Below are 16298 nucleotides of genomic sequence, written 5' to 3'. Positions count from 1 at the left end.
GGGCGGGCGATGGATGGCACATCGCGGGGCTCGCTGTCAGTCAGTTGAAGAGGATGTACCAGTTCAGACCCAGCGGGATGAGGGAGATCAGCGTGAGGGCGATTCCCGAGATGAGCCATCTGTGATGATGCAGCTCGACGACGACGAGGGCGCCGAGGATGGCACTGCTCGTGGCCATGAGGATTCCGGTTGCCCAGAGTGTCGGGTCGGAGGACGGATCGATCCGATCGTGAACCGTTCTGCCGAAGAACGGGGCGTTCGCCATCGCGTTGTTCCAGACCGCGGCGAATGCGATCCCGGATGGGATCAGGATCCCGAGAGTGAAGACGCCCAGCGCAGTCCATCGGGCCCATGGCGCGGCCCGGGTACTGCCCGGCGCGGCGTCGCGCCGGGCTGGCGTTGGGCGGGACGAAGTCATTGGCGCGATGGGTCAAGGAGCTGGTCACGAAGGCGTCGCCTGGCTCGCGAGTACCGAGCCCGCGCTGCGTCGGCCCGAAGTCCCAGGACGGCGCCCGCCTCGGCGACGCCGAGGCCCTCCCACGCGACCAGGCAGACGAGTTCCTGGTCGCGGCGTGGCAGCGAGGCGAGGGCGGTGATGGCTCGGTCGTCGCTACTCTCGGGCGCGATCGGGTGCTGTCGGAGCTCGGTCCGCAACCGTTCGGCGATCGCGAGGCGCTTCGCCGCGGTGCGGCGGTGAGCGTTGAGGACGTTTCGGGCGATACCGAAGCTCCATGCTCGCCGCTGGTCGTGCTCGGCCGGGAGCCGGCCGCGGCGTCGCCATAGGACGAGGAGCGTTTCGGAGAGGCAGTCGGCGGAGTCCTCGGCTGGGCTGACGCGGCGTGCGAAGTAGCCCAGCAGGTCTCCCGCGACCGACCGGATGAACTCCTCGACGTCGTCAGTCGTTGGGCTCGAGACCGGTGCATCCTGCACCATGTCAGCCGTCACTGTTCGACTCCCTCGAGCAGCCCCTTGCAGGAGGCCACCTTGTAGAGCGTGGCAACCGAGTCCATCTGGCCGGCTCGGCCGTCCTCGGTGTAGCCGAGGATTGAGGCGACGATGTCTCCGGTGATGTCCTGCGTGACCATAGTCGGGTAGTTCCCGGGCTCGGAGAGCCAGTCCGCGGCGCGTTGACCACGTGCCGGGTCGTCCGCAGTCTCGGCTCCGAGCCAATCCGCCGCCCATGCGCAGAGTGCGAAGTTCTCGTAGGTCGAGGTCATCAGACCCTCCTGCGCAAGACCGTCACGCATCTTCTCGAAGACCCGGGTCACGCTGGCGATGGCGTCCTCCCGGGTCACGCCGTGGGGAAGGCGGAGATCGGTGGGGTAGGCCTCGATCACCACCTCGGGCGCATCTGGTGCGCGAAGATCGATCCACTCGGTGGCGTCTTCCTCGGTACTGACCGCCGGATTACCGAACTCATCCGTCCTGGCCAGCCAGGACGTCAACGCGGCGGCCGGCACTGCGAGACCAACCCCGGCCAACGCGACAACGGCTCCGACGATGAGCCGCCGGGCACGGACCACCGCACGTTCACGTCGGGTCGCGCGCTCAAGCGATGCCCGCAGTCGGGGTTCCTCGAAGGCCCGGGTCAACTCCACGAGTTCCCGGGCGACTGACGGTGATGAACTGAGCGCGCCGAGCGCCTCGATCCGCGCGTCCGCACCATCTCGCGTATCGGTCATACCTCTCCATGTCCGGAAACCCGCCGAACGTGACAGCCCTCGAACAATCGCGTGCACCCTTCGTGCGCTCATCCGACTTCACTTGATCCGGAGATCCATCTCCTCCACCATTCACACATGACCCGACCCCTTCGCGCGACATCACGCCCTGCCACACGTCGCCGCACACCAGTCGCCCTCATCGCGACGTGCGTCCTCACTGCCGGCGCATTGACCGGCTGCAGCCCCGCCCCACCGATCGAGCCCACCCCGTCACCGACGGACGACGCGGACCTCTCCCTCGTCCTGATCCCGATGCCCGAACTGGAACCGGTGCCCGAACCGGCGCCACCGCTGCCTGACGCCGAGATCGAACTTGCGCGGCTGGCCGACGCCGACGCGGCCTGGGACCGGCTGCTGAGCACCTACCCCGACGCCGAGCGCCCAGCAGACCCGTTCGAGACGTACATCGCCGAATCCGACCTGCTCGAAGTGCGGCGTGCCTGCTACGACACCGCGGGACTGCAGATCGAGGAAGGCCACGCCGCGACCGACCCCGATGGACCGGCCTTCGCGATCAACCCGCTTCCGGCCAGCGAATCCGAGGCCATCGCGGTCTGGGTCTGTGAAACAGTGCACCCGATCAAGCGCTCCGCCGCCGGCCCGACCGACGCCGAACTCGGCTGGATCTACGACTACCTCGTCGCGTACAGCGCGCCCTGCCTCGCCGCGAACGGCATCGACAACCCCCCGCCCGCCCCCCGCGAGGAATGGGTGAGCAAATGGCCCGACTACGTCTGGTTCCCCAACATGGGAACCGCGCCCATCGAGCCGGAGCGCGAACAGGCCCTCTTCGAACTCTGCCTCGACATCGACACGAAGATGGCCGAGCATCGCGCCGAACAGGGCTGAAGAATCCGGTGCACCAACCCGACGCACCGGTTCTGGCATTCCCTTCCCATCGGCGACCCAACCGGAAATGCGATCAGTCGGGGATAGGGAGCGAGCCGCTAGTAGTTGGCGCCGAGTTCGTCCCGTAGCCGCTCGATCAGATGCTCGAGTCGAGCAACGACGACCTGGTCGTCGGCACCTCCGTCGTCGGTTGGCTCGACGCTCATGAGCCTCGTCCGCAGGGTGTATACGGCCTCGTGACCGAGTTTTCCGGAGAGGGTCATTGCCCGCGTCGCGTCGCAGAGTCGGGCAAGCGTTCGAAGGTCGGCGACACTGAGACTCTGCGATTCGGGCATGAGTCGATCCTGCACGACGCCCCCGCGGAAGCGGTCGCGCTGAATGATCGTGGGTGGTGGCTGGGCACGCTAGCGCGGCAGACTTGGCCCCAGGTCGGCTGCCGGGAGGCGAAGGGGGCGTAATTGGTAGTATCCACGGGTTCCGAGGGCGTGGGTCGTCGGGGTTCGACCGGCGCACCGGGGTGGGTCATGCCGACCCTGCTCACGGTCTGGTTCCTCGCCGTCCTCACCAACATCGTGATCGCTCTCAACGCAATCACCGAGATGTTGTACTTCGAGCTCGACATTCCATCCATGGAGGGCCTCATTGCAGCCAGGCCGTGGGTATGGGGCAGCATGATCGGGTTCATCGTGCTCGCCGCCCTCGGCTGGTGGATGGGCTCACGCTGGTGGCAAGCGCTCCTCGTCGCGTCAACGGGGGTGGTCGGCGTCATCCTGCTTCGGATCGAGGACAACGGCCCCATCGTCGCAATACCGTTCCTGATCGCCACTGGCATCGGCGCCGTGGCCACCCTGTTCACCGCGCGCCCCTTCAGGGGAAAGAAGCGCCGCCAGTCACAGACCACGACAGCAATGCCGCAGGCGTAAGTGCCTCTTCTGAGACAGCCCCCGCGAGCAAATCGCGCTGAAACCCACCAATCCGACCGTCCGCAGAAGGGGATCGTGCGCGCGTCGTCGCGCGGAGCGAAGATGCGTCTACCCGGCGAGGCCGGAGTTTGCCCACCAGGCGGGAGCCTGCGCGATCAGCAGCGCGACCGCAACCATGACCGCGGTGGCCGCGATGACGCTCGCACCGATGGCATGCTGCAACCGCCGGTCCTGATTCCGGCGCGCGTTGCGGACCGTGATGATCCCGAGGCCGACCGACCAGAGCCCAACGAGAACGACGACGCCCTCCGTGACGATCAGGAACGTCGCACCGACGAGCATCGACATCGCCGCAGGCAGCGCAACCGCAATCGCGAGGCACAGGGCCGACACCGCGAGGCAGATCGTCGCCTGGACCAGAGCCGACACCGCGAGGTAGTTCGTGGGAGAGGTCGGGCCGAGGTCGCGGTAACTCTTCACGTACGCGATGAGCTCCGAATCCTCCGGCTTTGGTCGGAACTCCGTGTCCGACCATGCGCTGCCGGTCCACCAGCGCTCCAGATCGGGCGCCTCGGGATCCTCGTACCAGCCGGCCACGATCGAACCGGGTTCAAGACCCTCGCGATCAGCCCTCACCGTCATGCCATGAACGGTACCGTGCTCGCACCGGAGCTTGGCTGCTGCCGTCCACGTCGCGCTGAGGATCGTCGAAGATCTCTATCGACGCCGGCGGTATCGTCGAGCCGTGCGTGCAGTCCCGATCTCCCTCGACTTGCAAGTGGTTGCAGAAATCGATCGGCGCTTGTCGACGGTGTCGGCCGAGCACGCGGTTCGAATTCCGTGGGCGATCGAGAGTGGCAGCCGGGCGTGGGGCTTTCCGTCGCCGGACAGCGACTTTGACTGCCGGTTCGTGTTCATCCGTTCCCGCGATCACTACGTCTCGTTGTGGCCTTCCCGAGACGTTATCGAGACGCCGCTCGACAGCACGTTTGACGTGAACGGGTGGGACCTGGCAAAGACAGTCAGGCTGATCGTGAAGGGCAACGCGACGGCGATCGAGTGGCTTCGCTCGCCAATCATCTATACCGGCGACGCCGACTTCCGAGACGGCCTCCTTTCGCTTGCCGACGCTGTGGTTGAGCGCAGCGCGATCGGGCGGCACTATCTTCACGTCGCCAAGCAGCAAAGGACCGGCCCGGCGACGCTGAAGCGGTTCTTCTATGTGCTGAGGCCTGCGGCCGCCCTGCGATGGCTGGAAACACATCCGGCGGACGCCGTGCCGCCCATGGACCTCCAGACGTTGCTGGCCGAAGGAGACGTCGACGGTGACGTACGCGATGCGGCAAGCGAACTCATCACGCGGAAGGCGCGAACACGGGAGCTCGGTGGGGGAACACCGCCCGCGGTCCTGGAGCGATTCGTGACCACGGAACTCGAACGAGCTGAACGGTTCGAAACGATGGCCCCGGCGAATGATCCCATCCGCACGCGGGCCTTGGCGGACGAATACTTCAGGTCACAGCTCGGCTGAGGCGAACGCCCGCTGAGGGATCCTCGAGCGATGCCTACTTCGAGGCCCTCAACTTCAACTCCAATCCCGATGAGCCCTACGGCATTCGAGACGTTGCGATGCGCGTGGCCATATTCGGATCCTCAGGAAGCTGGGCGATCTTCGGGGAGCGGGACTTGGTCGCGTGGTGGTCAGAGAAAGGCTCGGATGACCCAGCCGTCAGGACCTGGGAGATACGCCGGAGACCCTGGGCCTACACGGCTCAGCAAGCGCTCGACCTCTGGGGTCTCGGCTTCCAAGGCCTCGCGGTCCCCGAGGAGTTGGCGGCGCCATTCCTGGAGGACTATCAGGACTTCGATCGCGAGACCGATCCCGAGGAAGGGCTGCCATACCTGCCGCCTTGGGAACGTCTCGATAAGCCCTAATTGACCGGCGCCCGTCGCGCTCAGGGATCGGGCTTGGCAGGCGATCACTCGGCTGAGCCGCTTCGATCTCCCGAGCTTGGACACGACGGATCCAAAGGACGTCAGGTGCGGCGAATCCAACTCTCGGGCGGGCTTCGAGCGGGAAACCGGTGACGAGATCTGCGACGGTTGCCGCGGACTGCTCCCCGGGGCGAACCTGCGGCCATGAACGCATTGATGATCGGATACGCCAGGGTCTCCACGAACGACCAGGATCTCACCATCCAGAAGCAGGCGCTCGAACAACTGGGAGTCCATCCCGACCGTATCTACACCGACCGCGGTCTCACCGGAACCAACCGTGACCGACCCGGACTCCGCGAAGCGCTGGCCGCATGCCGTGACGGTGACACCTTCGTCGTCACGAAGCTGGACCGCCTGGCGCGCTCATTGCGCGACGCGCGGGACATCGTCGACGAGCTCACCGAACGACATGTCTCACTGAACCTCGGTGGATCTGTGCACGACCCAAACGACCCCGTCGGACGGCTCCTGTTCAACGTGCTCGCCATCGTCGCCGAGTTCGAATCCGACCTGATTCGCGCCCGCACCCGCGAAGGGATGCAGCTCGCGAAGGCCAAGGGACGTCTGAGAGGCAGGCAACCGAAGCTTTCCGGGCCGCAACAGCAGCTGCTCGCTGAGGTCTACGCTCAGCGCACGCGCACGACCACGGAGCTCGCCGCGATGTTCAACGTGTCGAGAGCGACCATCTACCGGTCGATCCGGCGCACCGCCATCGCTGACGAGGCCAACGAGTTCACGCGGTCCACCTCGGGATGACGCTCATGAGCACGTGCGACTTGCCCATTGAGGGATGCCGCGCGGTACCACCGCTGCGCCTCCCAGCGCGCGTGCGCGGCCCTCGGAATCATTAGGCACCCTAATTTGTTAGGCTAACGATGTGACCGACACCATCGCCCAGGCACCCGCTCAGGCACCCGCCCGCGCCCGCCGCGCCCCCCTCGCCGAGCAGAGCACCGAGCTCCGCCTCGCGGTCATGCGCCTGGCCCGACGCATCCGCCAGGAGCGCGCCGACGCCGAACTCAGCGCCACGCAGTACGCGGCCCTCGCCTGGACCGCGAGCGAAGGCCCGCTCACGCCGGGCCGACTCGCCGAGCTCGAGCGCGTCACTCCCCCGTCGATGAATCGCACGGTGAACTGCCTCGTCGAGTCCGGCCTGCTCGTGCGCGAGGGTTCGCCCGACGACGGCCGCAAGGTCCTGCTCCGCACGACCGACGCGGGCGAGGCGATCGTCCGCGAGACCCGCCGGCGCCGCGACGCCTGGCTCGCCAAGCGGTTCGCCACCCTCTCCCCCGACGAGCGCGACACGCTCGCCGCCGCCACCGAGATCCTCAGGAGGCTCACCGACCAGTGAGATCCATGTTCCGCTCCCTCGCCTCAGTCGACTACCGCATCTGGTTCGTCGGCGCGCTCGTCTCCAACATCGGCGCGTGGATGCAGGCCACCGCCCAGAGCTGGGTCGTGCTCACCGAGCTCACCGACAACGACGCCCTCGCGGTCGGCATCACGATGGCCCTCCAGTTCGCACCGCAGCTGCTGCTCGTGCCCGTGACCGGCCTCATCGCCGACCGCTTCGAGCGCCGCAAGATCCTGATGTTCACGCAGTCGGCCCTCGGCCTGCTCGGGCTCGCGCTCGGGCTCCTGCTCATCTTCGGGCACGCGGAACTCTGGCACCTCTACGTCTTCGCCGGCCTCCTCGGCATCGTGAACGCGGTCGACATCCCGGCGCGCCAGACCTTCGTCGCCGACCTCGTCTCGTCGTCGAACATGTCGAACGCGGTCGCGCTGAACTCTGCGTCGTTCAACGCCGCACGCATGATCGGCCCCGCCCTGGCGGGCGTGCTCATCGTGCTCGTCGGCACCGGCTGGGTGTTCGTGATCAACGCGGTCACCTTCATCGCGGTCCTCGTCGCGCTCGCGAAGCTCAAGCGCTCCAACCTGCGACGGATGCCGCGGGCTCCCCGTGAGCGCGGCGCCTTCGTCGCGGGCTTCCGCTACGTGGCCGGGCGACCCGACCTCGTCGTCGTGTTCGTGATGGTGTTCCTGATCGGCGCCTTCGGCATGAACTTCCCGATCTTCTCCTCGACGATGGCCGTCGAGTTCGGCCGCGGCGCCGGCGAGTACGGCCTGCTCTCGTCGATCCTCGCGATCGGCTCCCTCACGGGTGCGCTGCTCGCCGCCAAGCGCGAACGCGCGCGCATCCGCGTCATCATCGCCGCCGTCGCGTTCTTCGGCGTCGCGGCCACGGTCGCCGCCGTCATGCCGACGTACTGGCTGTTCGCGGCATCCACGATCTTCATCGGGTTCACCGTCGTCACCATGCTGACGACCGCGAACGGCTATGTGCAGACGACGACCGACCCGCTGCTGCGCGGGCGCGTCATGGCGCTCTACATGGCGATCCTCTCCGGCGGCACGCCGATCGGCGCACCCATCGTGGGTGCGGTCGCGAACGCCTGGGGTCCGCGCTGGGCACTGGGCGTCGCCGCGGTCGCCGCCGGCATCGCCGCACTCGTCGGCCTCGGCTGGCTCATCGTCTCGCGCGGCCTCCGGGTGGTCCGGCACCCGATCGGCGGGCGGATGCCGCGCTTCGGACTCTCGTACGCCGAGGCGCCGACGGCCGCGATCGCGGTGCCGATCACCCGGGCCGTCGAGGTCGTGCCGACGGGGACCGCGCCGCTCGACCTGGTGACCGGCGCGGTCGACCGACCCGCGCACATCCCGGTGGACGACGGCCGACACGTGGCGCGGCGCCCGACGAGACCGGCCGAGGGTGGCAGGCCGCGCATGGGCGGCGCAGCCGCGCCATCCGCGTCGCGCCCGCCTGCGCCATCCGGCACCTGACGCAACGATCGCGCGCTCCGCGCCGATTTCCGGCATCACGGCGCGACCGACGTCACGCATCCGTCGCACTCTCGCGCGACCCCTTGACCTCGGCCGCGGCGCGGTGTCAGGGTCGGTCTCGTCCGGGCACCGCCCGCCGGCGTGTCCGGATGTCCCGGATGGCACCGTGCCCCCGGTTCTGACCACCCCCATGGGAGAGACCGTGAGAAGACGAACTCGGAATGCCACGATCGCCGCGGTTGCCGCGACCGCGGCGATCGCCCTGACCGCGACGAGCGCGCAGGCCGCCGTGCCCGTGAACACCGCCCCGTTGCGCGACGCCGTCACCGCCGACGGAATCATGAACCACCTCGCCGAGCTCCAGGACATCGCCGACGCCAACGGCGACACCCGAGCGAGCGGGACGCCCGGGTACGGCGCGTCGGTCGACTACATCGAGGATCTCCTCGTCGACGCCGGCTACCTCGTCGACCGGCAGACGTTCACCTTCAACTCCTTCACCGAGCTCAGCGAGCCCGAGATGGATCGCGTGTCGCCCGACCCCGAGATCTACGAGCCGTTCGTGGACTTCGTGACGGCCGAGTACTCGGGCAGCGGCGACGTCACCGCGCCGCTCGAGGCGGTCGACCTGTCGCTTCCGCCGGGCTCCACCGCCAACACGTCGACCAGTGGCTGCGAGGCCTCCGACTTCGACGGGTTCACCTCGGGCAACATCGCGCTCGTGCAGCGCGGCTCGTGCGACTTCGCCGTCAAGGCTGCCAACGCGGCCGACGCGGGCGCGAGCGGCGTCATCATCTTCAACGAGGGTCAGGACGGCCGACAGGAGACGCTGAATGCGACGCTCGGCGACGCCTTCAGCGACGACCTCCCGGTCGTCGGCACCTCGTTCGCGATCGGCGACGAGCTGGCGACGCTCCTCACATCGGGTGAGGTCGTCATGCACCTGATGACCGAGACGCTCATCGAGCTCGGCGTCGAGACGCAGAACCTCATCGCGCAGACGCCGACCGGCCGCACCGACCGGGTCGTCATGGCCGGCGCCCACCTCGACTCCGTGTCGAGCGGCCCGGGCATCAACGACAACGGAACCGGCTCCGCGGCGATCCTCGAGACCGCGCTGCAGATGGCCGCGCTCGACATCCAGCCGCGCAACGCCGTGCGCTTCGCATGGTGGGGCGCCGAGGAGGCCGGCCTGATCGGCTCGCAGTACTACGTCGACTCGCTGCCGAAGAAGGAGGCGAACAACATCGAGCTCTACCTGAACTTCGACATGGTCGGCTCGCCGAACTACGCGAACTTCGTGTACGACGGCGACGGCGACGCGTTCGGCATCAAGGGCCCGAGCGGCAGCGACGACATCGAGCACCTGTTCTCCGACTTCTTCGCCTCGATCGGCGAGGAGTCCGAGCCGACGGAGTTCGACGGACGGTCGGACTACGACGCCTTCATCAGCGCCGGCATCCCGGCCGGCGGCCTGTTCACCGGTGCCGAGGGCGCGAAGACGGCCGACCAGGTGCTCGACTACGGAGGCCTGTCGGAGTTCGAGGGCGAGCCCGTGTCGTACGACCCGTGCTACCACCAGGCCTGCGACAGCCTCGACCCGGTGGCCGACGGTGCCGACGCCGAGCTGTACGCCGCGCTGAACGCCGCGTACGGTGGCGCGCTCGAGTACGAGGGCGTCATCAGCAACGTCAACCAGGAGGGCCTCGCCGACATGGCCGACGCCATCGCGCACGCGGTCCTCACCTACGCGATGTCGACGTCGTCCGTGAACGGCACGGCGAAGGCCTCGTCGAAGGCGGCGGAGAAGGCCGGCGACCACCTGGGCGCCCACCTGTTCCGCTGATCCTCGCCCGACCGGTCGGCCCTCCCGTGCGATGCGCGGGAGGGCCGGACCGTTCGGGGCAACGTCGGGCCCGTAACGTGCGGCGCCGTTCGCCGGCGGCGTCAGTGCCCCGTCGACTCCCGCACGACGAGTTCGGGCTGGAACTGCACCTGGTCGGGGGTGAAGTCGGCACCGTCGCGCGCCTCGCGGAGCAGCAGGTCGACGGCCGTGTAGCCGATGAGCCAGGCGGGCTGGCGGATCGACGAGAGCGGCACGACCGACGCCTGCGCGAAGTCGATGTCGTCGTACCCGATGAGGGCGATGTCGTCGGGCACGCGCAGGTCGCCCAGCATCACGAGCGCCTGCAGCACACCGACGGCGAGCAGGTCGTTCGCGCAGAAGATCGCGTCGGGACGGTGTCCGGGCGCCCGGTCGCGGATCGCCTCGCCGGCGGCACGGCCCTCGAGCACGGTCGTGCCCGACGTCTCGACGACCTCGAGCGTCACGCCCGGCGTCTCGGCGGCCGCGCGGCGCGCACCCTCGAGCCGGTCGGCGACCTGGTGGATCGACGACGGCCCGCCGACGAACGCGATGCGTCGCCGTCCCGACTCGACGAGGTGGCGCACGGCCAGGGCCCCGCCGATGACGTCGTCGACGGCCACCGACGAGAAGCTGCGGTCGGGCGCCTCCCGGTCGACGAGCACCACCGGAACACCGCGCGACCGCGCGCGCTCGAGTCGCGGCAGGTCATCGCTGCGCGGCGAGATCAGGACGCCACGGACGCGCTGCTCCTCGAAGAGGTCGAGGTAGGCGCGTTCGCGATCGGGGTTGTCGTCGCTGTTGCCGAGCAGGATCGTCATGCCGTCCTCGGCGGCACGATCCTCCGCGCCGCGGGCGACATCGGTGAAGAAGGGGTTCCGCACGTCGAGGACGACGAGGCCGATCGACCGGCTGCGGCCGGCGCGCAGCTGCCGGGCCGCGTCGTTGCGCACGAAACCGAGCTCCTCGATCGCCGCGAGCACGCGCGCGACCGTCTCGGGCGCGACCTTCTCGGGCCGGTTCAATACGTTCGAGACCGTGCCGACCGAGACGGATGCCGCGGCCGCGACCTCGCGCACGCTGACTGCCATCGGACTCCCCTCCGGGTCGGAGTCTACGAGGCGCTGGACCGGATGCGGGCGCGCTCCGGCCGTGAGCGACGCGCGGCGCGCCCCGCAGCGCATGAAGATCCGGGCGATGGGCGCCTCCAGCCGACGATCACCCCGATCTTCATGCACGAGCGTCCGGCGCGAGGAAGCGCATGCCGTCTTGCGTGCTCCGGCATCGTGGTCTACGCTTTGAAACGATTCACGACGAACGGAGAGCTCGACGATGAGCACTGGCACCACGCAGCGGGTCTGCTTCCAGCTGCAGGTCGACCCCGCTCGCCTCGACGAGTACCGCGAGCGCCACGCCGCGGTCCAGCCCGACATGCTCCGGGCCATCGAGGCATCCGGTCGCCGCAACTACTCGCTCTTCCTCCGCGAGGACGGGCTGCTCATCGGCTACTACGAGGTCGACGACGACGACGCGGCCCAGGCCGCCCTCGCGAACGACCCGCGCACCGCGCCGTGGGAAGCCGAGATGGCGGAGTTCTTCGTCGCGCTCGACGGCGGCCGTCCCGACCAGGGCGCCCCGCGGATCCCCGAGGTGTTCCACCTCGAGGACCAGCTCGCCGCGCTCGACGCGCCCGGAGAGCCCGCGGCATCCGACCCCGCCGACCGGCACGCCGGCACCGAGACCCCCGCACCCGGCGCAGCCGCCGGCCACGCGGCATCCGTCACCACCCGCACAGAAAGCAGCGAACAGTGAGCACCATTCCGCAGACCGTCCTCGACCAGCTCGAACTGCAGGCCATCGAACTGCCGAGCTGGGCCTTCGGCAACTCGGGCACCCGCTTCAAGGTGTTCGCGACGCCCGGCACGCCGCGCGACCCGTACGAGAAGATCGCGGATGCCGCGCAGGTGCACAAGCACACCGCCCTCGCGCCGACCGTGGCGCTGCACATCCCGTGGGACAAGGTCGACTCGTACGACGACCTGCGCCGCCACGCGGAGGACCACGGCGTCTCGCTCGGGACGATCAACTCGAACACGTTCCAGGACGACGACTACAAGTTCGGCGCCCTCACCCACGAGGATGCGGCCGTCCGGCGGAAGGCGATCGACCACCACCTCGAGTGCATCGACATCATGCACGCGACCGGCAGCCGGGACCTCAAGATCTGGCTCGCCGAGGGCTCGAACTACCCCGGCCAGGCCGACCTGCGCGGGCGGCAGGACCGCCTGCACGAGTCGCTCGCCGAGATCTACGCGGCGCTCGGTGACGAGCAGCGCCTCGTGCTCGAGTACAAGTTCTTCGAGCCGGCGTTCTACCACACCGACGTGCCCGACTGGGGCACGAGCTACGCCCAGGTCGCGGCGCTCGGCGACAAGGCCATGGTCTGCCTCGACACGGGCCACCACGCGCCCGGCACGAACATCGAGTTCATCGTCATGCAGCTGCTTCGCCTCGGCAAGCTCGGCTCGTTCGACTTCAACTCGCGCTTCTACGCCGACGACGACCTCATCGTGGGCGCGGCCGACCCGTTCCAGCTGTTCCGCATCGTCTACGAGGTCGCGCGCGGCGGCGGTCTCAACCACCCGGATGTCGCGTTCATGCTCGACCAGTGCCACAACGTCGAGGACAAGATCCCCGGCCAGATCCGCTCGGTGCTGAACGTGCAGGAGATGACCGCGCGCGCCCTGCTCGTCGACACCGACGCGCTGCGCGCCGCGCAGGTCTCGGGCGACGTGCTCGAGGCGAACCGCATCTTCATGGACGCCTTCTACACCGACGTGCGCCCGGCCCTCGCCGAGTGGCGCGAGTCGCGCGGCCTCCCGGCCGATCCGATGCAGGCGTTCGCGGCATCCGGCTACCTGGCCCGGATCGCCGCCGACCGCGTCGGAGGCGTGCAGGCCGGCTGGGGCGCCTGAGCCCCATGTCGATCGAGACGACGGGAGCGTACGGCGCGGCCGATGGACTCGTGCGCGTGTACCCCGCGGATGCCGCGGCCGCGCGCCCGACGCCCGCGCTCCTCTGGGCGCACGGCGGCGGCTTCGTCGCGGGCGACCTCGACATGCCCGAGGCCGACTGGGTCGCGCGCGCGTTCGCCGCACGCGGCGTCACGGTCGTCTCGATCGACTACCGGCTCGTCGGCGCCGACGGTGCGAACGCCTACCCGGCGGGCTCCGACGACGTGCTCGCCGCGTGGGCATGGACCGGGGCGCACGCCGACGAGCTCGGGATCGACGTGGCGCGTGTCGTCGTGGGCGGCGCGAGCGCCGGCGCGAACCTCACCGCGGGCGCCGTGCTGCGCTCGCTCGGCATCGCGGCCGGTCGCCGTGCTGCGGCCGCCTCAGACTCCGCCGGCGGGGCGGACCGGTTCCCGGACGCGGCTGTGGAGGCCGCGCCGCGCTCCGACGCTCCGTCGGCGGGATTCACTCCGGCGGGGGTGTTCCTCGCCTACCCGACGCTGCTCGCCGTGCAGCCGGCACCGGATGCCCCGCTGCGGGCGCTGCTCGACGCGAATCCCGATGCCGACCGCTTCGGGCCCGCGCGCGTCCTCGAGATGTACGAGGCCTACCTCGGCGGGCCGGTCGGCGATGCACCGCTCCCGGCCGTGCCCGGACTCGCGGCGCCCGCCGACCTCGCCGCGTTCCCGCCCGTGCTCATGGTGAACGGCGAGGCCGACGAGCTGCGCGTGTCGGGCGAGGCGTTCGCCGCGACCCTCGCGGCCGCCGGCGTACCCGTCGACGTCGTGACGGAACCGGGCACCGAGCACGGGCACCTGAACCGGCCGGATGAGCCCGCGGCATCCGTCACCGTCGAGCGCGTCGTCGACTGGCTGGCGGGTCTTGTCGCGTCATCCGGCCGAATTCCAGCGATCGCCGGCACCCCCGACCACCCCTGACCACCTCCTCCCACCGAAGGAATCACCTCATGACGAACCAGGCAGCTGCCGACCTCATCGCGCGGTCGAACCGCCTCGGCGCCGACCCGAAGAACACGAACTACGCCGGCGGCAACACGTCGGCGAAGGGCACCGAGACCGACCCCGTCACGGGCGAGCCCGTCGAACTGCTCTGGGTCAAGGGCTCCGGCGGCGACCTCGGCACGCTCACCGAGCAGGGGCTCGCGGTGCTGCGCCTCGACCGAATGCGCGCGCTCGTCGACGTCTACCCCGGCGTCGACCGCGAGGACGAGATGGTCGCCGCGTTCGACTACTGCCTGCACGGCAAGGGCGGCGCGGCCCCCTCGATCGACACCGCCATGCACGGCCTCGTCGAGGCCGCGCACGTCGACCACCTGCACCCCGACAGCGGGATCGCGATCGCGACGGCCGCCGACGGGGAGGCCCTGACGACCCGCATCTTCGGCGACAAGGTGGTCTGGGTGCCGTGGCGCCGCCCCGGTTTCCAGCTCGGACTCGACATCGCCGAGATAAAGGCGGCGAACCCGCAGGCGGTCGGCTGCATCCTCGGTGGGCACGGCATCACGGCGTGGGGCGACACGTCGGACGAGGCCGAGGCCAACTCGCTGTGGATCATCGACACCGCCGCGGCCTACATCGCCGAGCACGGGGCAGCCGAGCCGTTCGGCGGCGTGCGCGCCGGCTTCGAGGCACTCCCCGAGGCCGAGCGGCACGCCCGCGCTGCTGCGTTGGCCCCCACCATCCGCGGCCTCGCGTCGACCGACAAGCCGATGGTCGGGCACTACACCGACTCCGACGTCGTGCTCGACTTCCTCGCCGCCGAGCGCGCGCCCGAGCTCGCCGCGCTCGGCACGAGCTGCCCCGACCACTTCCTGCGCACCAAGGTCAAGCCGATGATCCTCGACCTTCCTGCCACGGCCACGGTCGACGAGCAGCTCGCCCGCCTGCAGGAGCTGCACGCCGAGTACCGCGCCGACTACCGGGCGTACTACGACGCGCACGCGACATCCGACTCCCCCGCGATCCGCGGCGCCGACCCGCTCATCGTGCTCGTGCCGGGCGTCGGCATGTTCAGCTACGGCGCGAACAAGCAGACCGCGCGCGTGGCGGGCGAGTTCTACGTCAACGCGATCAACGTGATGCGCGGCGCCGAGTCACTCTCGACGTACACGCCGATCTCCGACGCCGAGAAGTTCCGCATCGAGTACTGGGCGCTCGAGGAGGCGAAGCTCCAGCGGATGCCTGCGCCTGCGACCCACCAGGGCCGCATCGCGTTCGTGACCGGCGCGGCATCCGGCATCGGCAAGGCCATCGCGACCCGCCTCGCGGCCGAGGGCGCGTGCGTCGTCGTCGCCGACCTCGACCTCGAGAAGGCGCAGGCGGCCGCGGCCGAGCTGGGCGGAACGGATGTCGCGATCGGCGTCGCCGCGAACGTCGCCGACGCCGACGGCGTGCAGGCCGCGATCGACGCGACCGTACTCGCGTTCGGCGGCATCGACCTCGTCGTGAACAACGCCGGACTCTCCCTGTCGAAGCCGCTGCTCGAGACCACGGAGAAGGACTGGGACCTGCAGCACGACGTCATGGCGAAGGGCTCGTTCCTCGTCGCGAAGGCTGCCGCGAAGGCGCTCATCGAGCAGCGGATGGGCGGCGACGTGATCTACATCTCGTCGAAGAACTCGGTGTTCGCCGGTCCGAACAACATCGCGTACTCGGCCACCAAGGCCGACCAGGCCCACCAGGTGCGGCTGCTGGCGGTCGAGCTCGGCGAGCACGGCGTGCGCGTCAACGGCATCAACCCGGACGGCGTCGTGCGCGGCTCGGGCATCTTCGCAGCCGGCTGGGGCGCGAACCGCGCCGCGACATACGGCGTGAAGGAAGAGGACCTCGGGCAGTTCTACGCGAACCGCACGATCCTCAAGCGCGAGGTCGTGCCCGAGAACGTCGCCGACGCCGTCTACGTGCTCACCGGCCCCGAACTCTCCCGCACCACCGGCCTGCACATCCCCGTCGACTCGGGCGTCGCCGCGGCGTTCCTCCGATGAGCGGCTCCCGTCACGGCCGCCCTCACGGTCGCCCTCACGGTCGAGATGCCACGTGCGGCCGTTTCCGGGCGGAGGAGGCCG

General features: G+C 69.5%; 17 protein-coding genes. 11 read left to right on the top strand and 6 right to left on the bottom strand.

Features of this window, described 5'->3' with window-relative positions:
• Positions 1-40: 40 nt before the first annotated feature.
• The 3 genes from ACULK2_RS01305 to ACULK2_RS01295 all read right to left on the bottom strand — a co-directional run bounded on the left by ACULK2_RS01305 (position 41) and on the right by ACULK2_RS01295 (position 1682).
• The gene (locus ACULK2_RS01305) at positions 41-178 is read right to left on the bottom strand and encodes a hypothetical protein (protein WP_445969768.1); all 138 of its coding nucleotides are present in this window, start codon (positions 176-178) and stop codon (positions 41-43) included.
• 236 nt (positions 179-414) lie between these two features.
• Positions 415-945 carry an RNA polymerase sigma factor gene (locus ACULK2_RS01300; protein ID WP_445969767.1) on the bottom strand — a complete coding sequence of 177 codons (531 nt, stop codon included), beginning with the start codon at positions 943-945 and terminating at the stop codon, positions 415-417.
• The gene (locus ACULK2_RS01295) at positions 942-1682 is read right to left on the bottom strand and encodes a hypothetical protein (protein ID WP_445969766.1); all 741 of its coding nucleotides are present in this window, start codon (positions 1680-1682) and stop codon (positions 942-944) included. Before ACULK2_RS01295 ends, ACULK2_RS01300 begins: the two co-directional genes overlap by 4 nt.
• A 312-nt stretch (positions 1683-1994) precedes the next feature.
• Between ACULK2_RS01295 and ACULK2_RS01290 the strand changes: the two genes are divergently transcribed.
• Positions 1995-2573 carry a hypothetical protein gene (locus ACULK2_RS01290; RefSeq protein WP_445969765.1) on the top strand — a complete coding sequence of 193 codons (579 nt, stop codon included), beginning with the start codon at positions 1995-1997 and terminating at the stop codon, positions 2571-2573.
• Positions 2574-2671: 98 nt separating this feature from the next.
• Here ACULK2_RS01290 and ACULK2_RS01285 read toward each other — a convergent pair whose 3' ends face one another.
• Positions 2672-2908 carry a hypothetical protein gene (locus tag ACULK2_RS01285; RefSeq protein WP_445969764.1) on the bottom strand — a complete coding sequence of 79 codons (237 nt, stop codon included), beginning with the start codon at positions 2906-2908 and terminating at the stop codon, positions 2672-2674.
• Between the two features lie 189 nt (positions 2909-3097).
• Between ACULK2_RS01285 and ACULK2_RS01280 the strand changes: the two genes are divergently transcribed.
• Complete coding sequence (locus tag ACULK2_RS01280) at positions 3098-3496, top strand: hypothetical protein (RefSeq protein WP_445969763.1); 399 nt, start codon at positions 3098-3100, stop codon at positions 3494-3496.
• Between the two features lie 108 nt (positions 3497-3604).
• Here the strand turns inward: ACULK2_RS01280 and ACULK2_RS01275 are convergent, their stop codons facing one another.
• Entirely contained in the window at positions 3605-4138 is a 534-nt protein-coding gene (locus tag ACULK2_RS01275; protein ID WP_445969762.1) for a DUF2510 domain-containing protein, read from the bottom strand.
• Positions 4139-4241: 103 nt separating this feature from the next.
• Here ACULK2_RS01275 and ACULK2_RS01270 point away from each other — a divergent pair, with 103 nt between their 5' ends.
• From ACULK2_RS01270 to ACULK2_RS01250, 5 genes are all read left to right on the top strand, one after another.
• Positions 4242-5027 carry a nucleotidyltransferase domain-containing protein gene (locus tag ACULK2_RS01270; protein ID WP_445969761.1) on the top strand — a complete coding sequence of 262 codons (786 nt, stop codon included), beginning with the start codon at positions 4242-4244 and terminating at the stop codon, positions 5025-5027.
• Between the two features lie 608 nt (positions 5028-5635).
• Complete coding sequence (locus tag ACULK2_RS01265; protein ID WP_445969760.1) at positions 5636-6250, top strand: recombinase family protein; 615 nt, start codon at positions 5636-5638, stop codon at positions 6248-6250.
• A 121-nt stretch (positions 6251-6371) separates the two neighbouring features.
• Entirely contained in the window at positions 6372-6845 is a 474-nt protein-coding gene (locus tag ACULK2_RS01260; protein ID WP_445969759.1) for a MarR family winged helix-turn-helix transcriptional regulator, read from the top strand.
• A 5-nt stretch (positions 6846-6850) separates the two neighbouring features.
• Positions 6851-8335 (top strand): MFS transporter, encoded by a 1485-nt coding sequence (locus tag ACULK2_RS01255; protein WP_445969758.1) that lies wholly within the window; start codon positions 6851-6853, stop codon positions 8333-8335.
• 202 nt (positions 8336-8537) lie between these two features.
• Positions 8538-10181 (top strand): M20/M25/M40 family metallo-hydrolase, encoded by a 1644-nt coding sequence (locus tag ACULK2_RS01250; RefSeq protein WP_445969757.1) that lies wholly within the window; start codon positions 8538-8540, stop codon positions 10179-10181.
• A gap of 101 nt (positions 10182-10282) precedes the next feature.
• On the opposite strand, the gene ACULK2_RS01245 is transcribed toward ACULK2_RS01250, so the two are convergent.
• Positions 10283-11290, bottom strand: a complete 1008-nt coding sequence (locus tag ACULK2_RS01245) for a LacI family DNA-binding transcriptional regulator (RefSeq protein WP_445969756.1) — start codon at positions 11288-11290, stop codon at positions 10283-10285.
• 241 nt (positions 11291-11531) lie between these two features.
• Here ACULK2_RS01245 and ACULK2_RS01240 point away from each other — a divergent pair, with 241 nt between their 5' ends.
• From ACULK2_RS01240 to ACULK2_RS01225, 4 genes are read left to right on the top strand one after another with little or no spacing between them, the layout of a single operon-like run.
• A complete protein-coding gene (locus tag ACULK2_RS01240) occupies positions 11532-12011 on the top strand; it encodes an L-rhamnose mutarotase (protein ID WP_445969755.1) in 480 nt (159 codons plus the stop codon).
• On the top strand, positions 12008-13174 hold the full coding sequence (rhaI, locus tag ACULK2_RS01235) for an L-rhamnose isomerase (protein WP_445969754.1): 1167 nt from the start codon (positions 12008-12010) through the stop codon (positions 13172-13174). Before ACULK2_RS01240 ends, rhaI begins: the two co-directional genes overlap by 4 nt.
• Before the next feature lie 5 nt (positions 13175-13179).
• On the top strand, positions 13180-14151 hold the full coding sequence (locus ACULK2_RS01230) for an alpha/beta hydrolase (protein ID WP_445969753.1): 972 nt from the start codon (positions 13180-13182) through the stop codon (positions 14149-14151).
• A 29-nt stretch (positions 14152-14180) separates the two neighbouring features.
• Positions 14181-16217: a bifunctional aldolase/short-chain dehydrogenase gene (locus tag ACULK2_RS01225; RefSeq protein WP_445969752.1), complete on the top strand. Its 2037-nt coding sequence runs from the start codon at positions 14181-14183 to the stop codon at positions 16215-16217.
• Positions 16218-16298 lie beyond the last annotated feature (81 nt).

This window comes from Agromyces molybdatiresistens (assembly GCF_052748445.2).
Note: the sequence above shows the minus strand (reverse complement) of the source record. Positions and strands in the feature narration are given on the sequence as shown.

What these genes read in the sequence shown, in the direction of transcription:
- ACULK2_RS01305 (WP_445969768.1), bottom strand. Translation starts at nt 178, where the DNA reads ATGGCCACGAGCAGTGCCATCCTCGGCGCCCTCGTCGTCGTCGAGCTG.
- ACULK2_RS01295 (WP_445969766.1), bottom strand. Translation starts at nt 1,682, where the DNA reads ATGACCGATACGCGAGATGGTGCGGACGCGCGGATCGAGGCGCTCGGC.
- ACULK2_RS01285 (WP_445969764.1), bottom strand. Translation starts at nt 2,908, where the DNA reads ATGCCCGAATCGCAGAGTCTCAGTGTCGCCGACCTTCGAACGCTTGCC.
- ACULK2_RS01280 (WP_445969763.1), top strand. Translation starts at nt 3,098, where the DNA reads ATGCCGACCCTGCTCACGGTCTGGTTCCTCGCCGTCCTCACCAACATC.
- ACULK2_RS01275 (WP_445969762.1), bottom strand. Translation starts at nt 4,138, where the DNA reads ATGACGGTGAGGGCTGATCGCGAGGGTCTTGAACCCGGTTCGATCGTG.
- ACULK2_RS01265 (WP_445969760.1), top strand. Translation starts at nt 5,636, where the DNA reads ATGAACGCATTGATGATCGGATACGCCAGGGTCTCCACGAACGACCAG.
- ACULK2_RS01255 (WP_445969758.1), top strand. Translation starts at nt 6,851, where the DNA reads ATGTTCCGCTCCCTCGCCTCAGTCGACTACCGCATCTGGTTCGTCGGC.
- ACULK2_RS01245 (WP_445969756.1), bottom strand. Translation starts at nt 11,290, where the DNA reads ATGGCAGTCAGCGTGCGCGAGGTCGCGGCCGCGGCATCCGTCTCGGTC.
- ACULK2_RS01240 (WP_445969755.1), top strand. Translation starts at nt 11,532, where the DNA reads ATGAGCACTGGCACCACGCAGCGGGTCTGCTTCCAGCTGCAGGTCGAC.
- ACULK2_RS01230 (WP_445969753.1), top strand. Translation starts at nt 13,180, where the DNA reads ATGTCGATCGAGACGACGGGAGCGTACGGCGCGGCCGATGGACTCGTG.
- ACULK2_RS01225 (WP_445969752.1), top strand. Translation starts at nt 14,181, where the DNA reads ATGACGAACCAGGCAGCTGCCGACCTCATCGCGCGGTCGAACCGCCTC.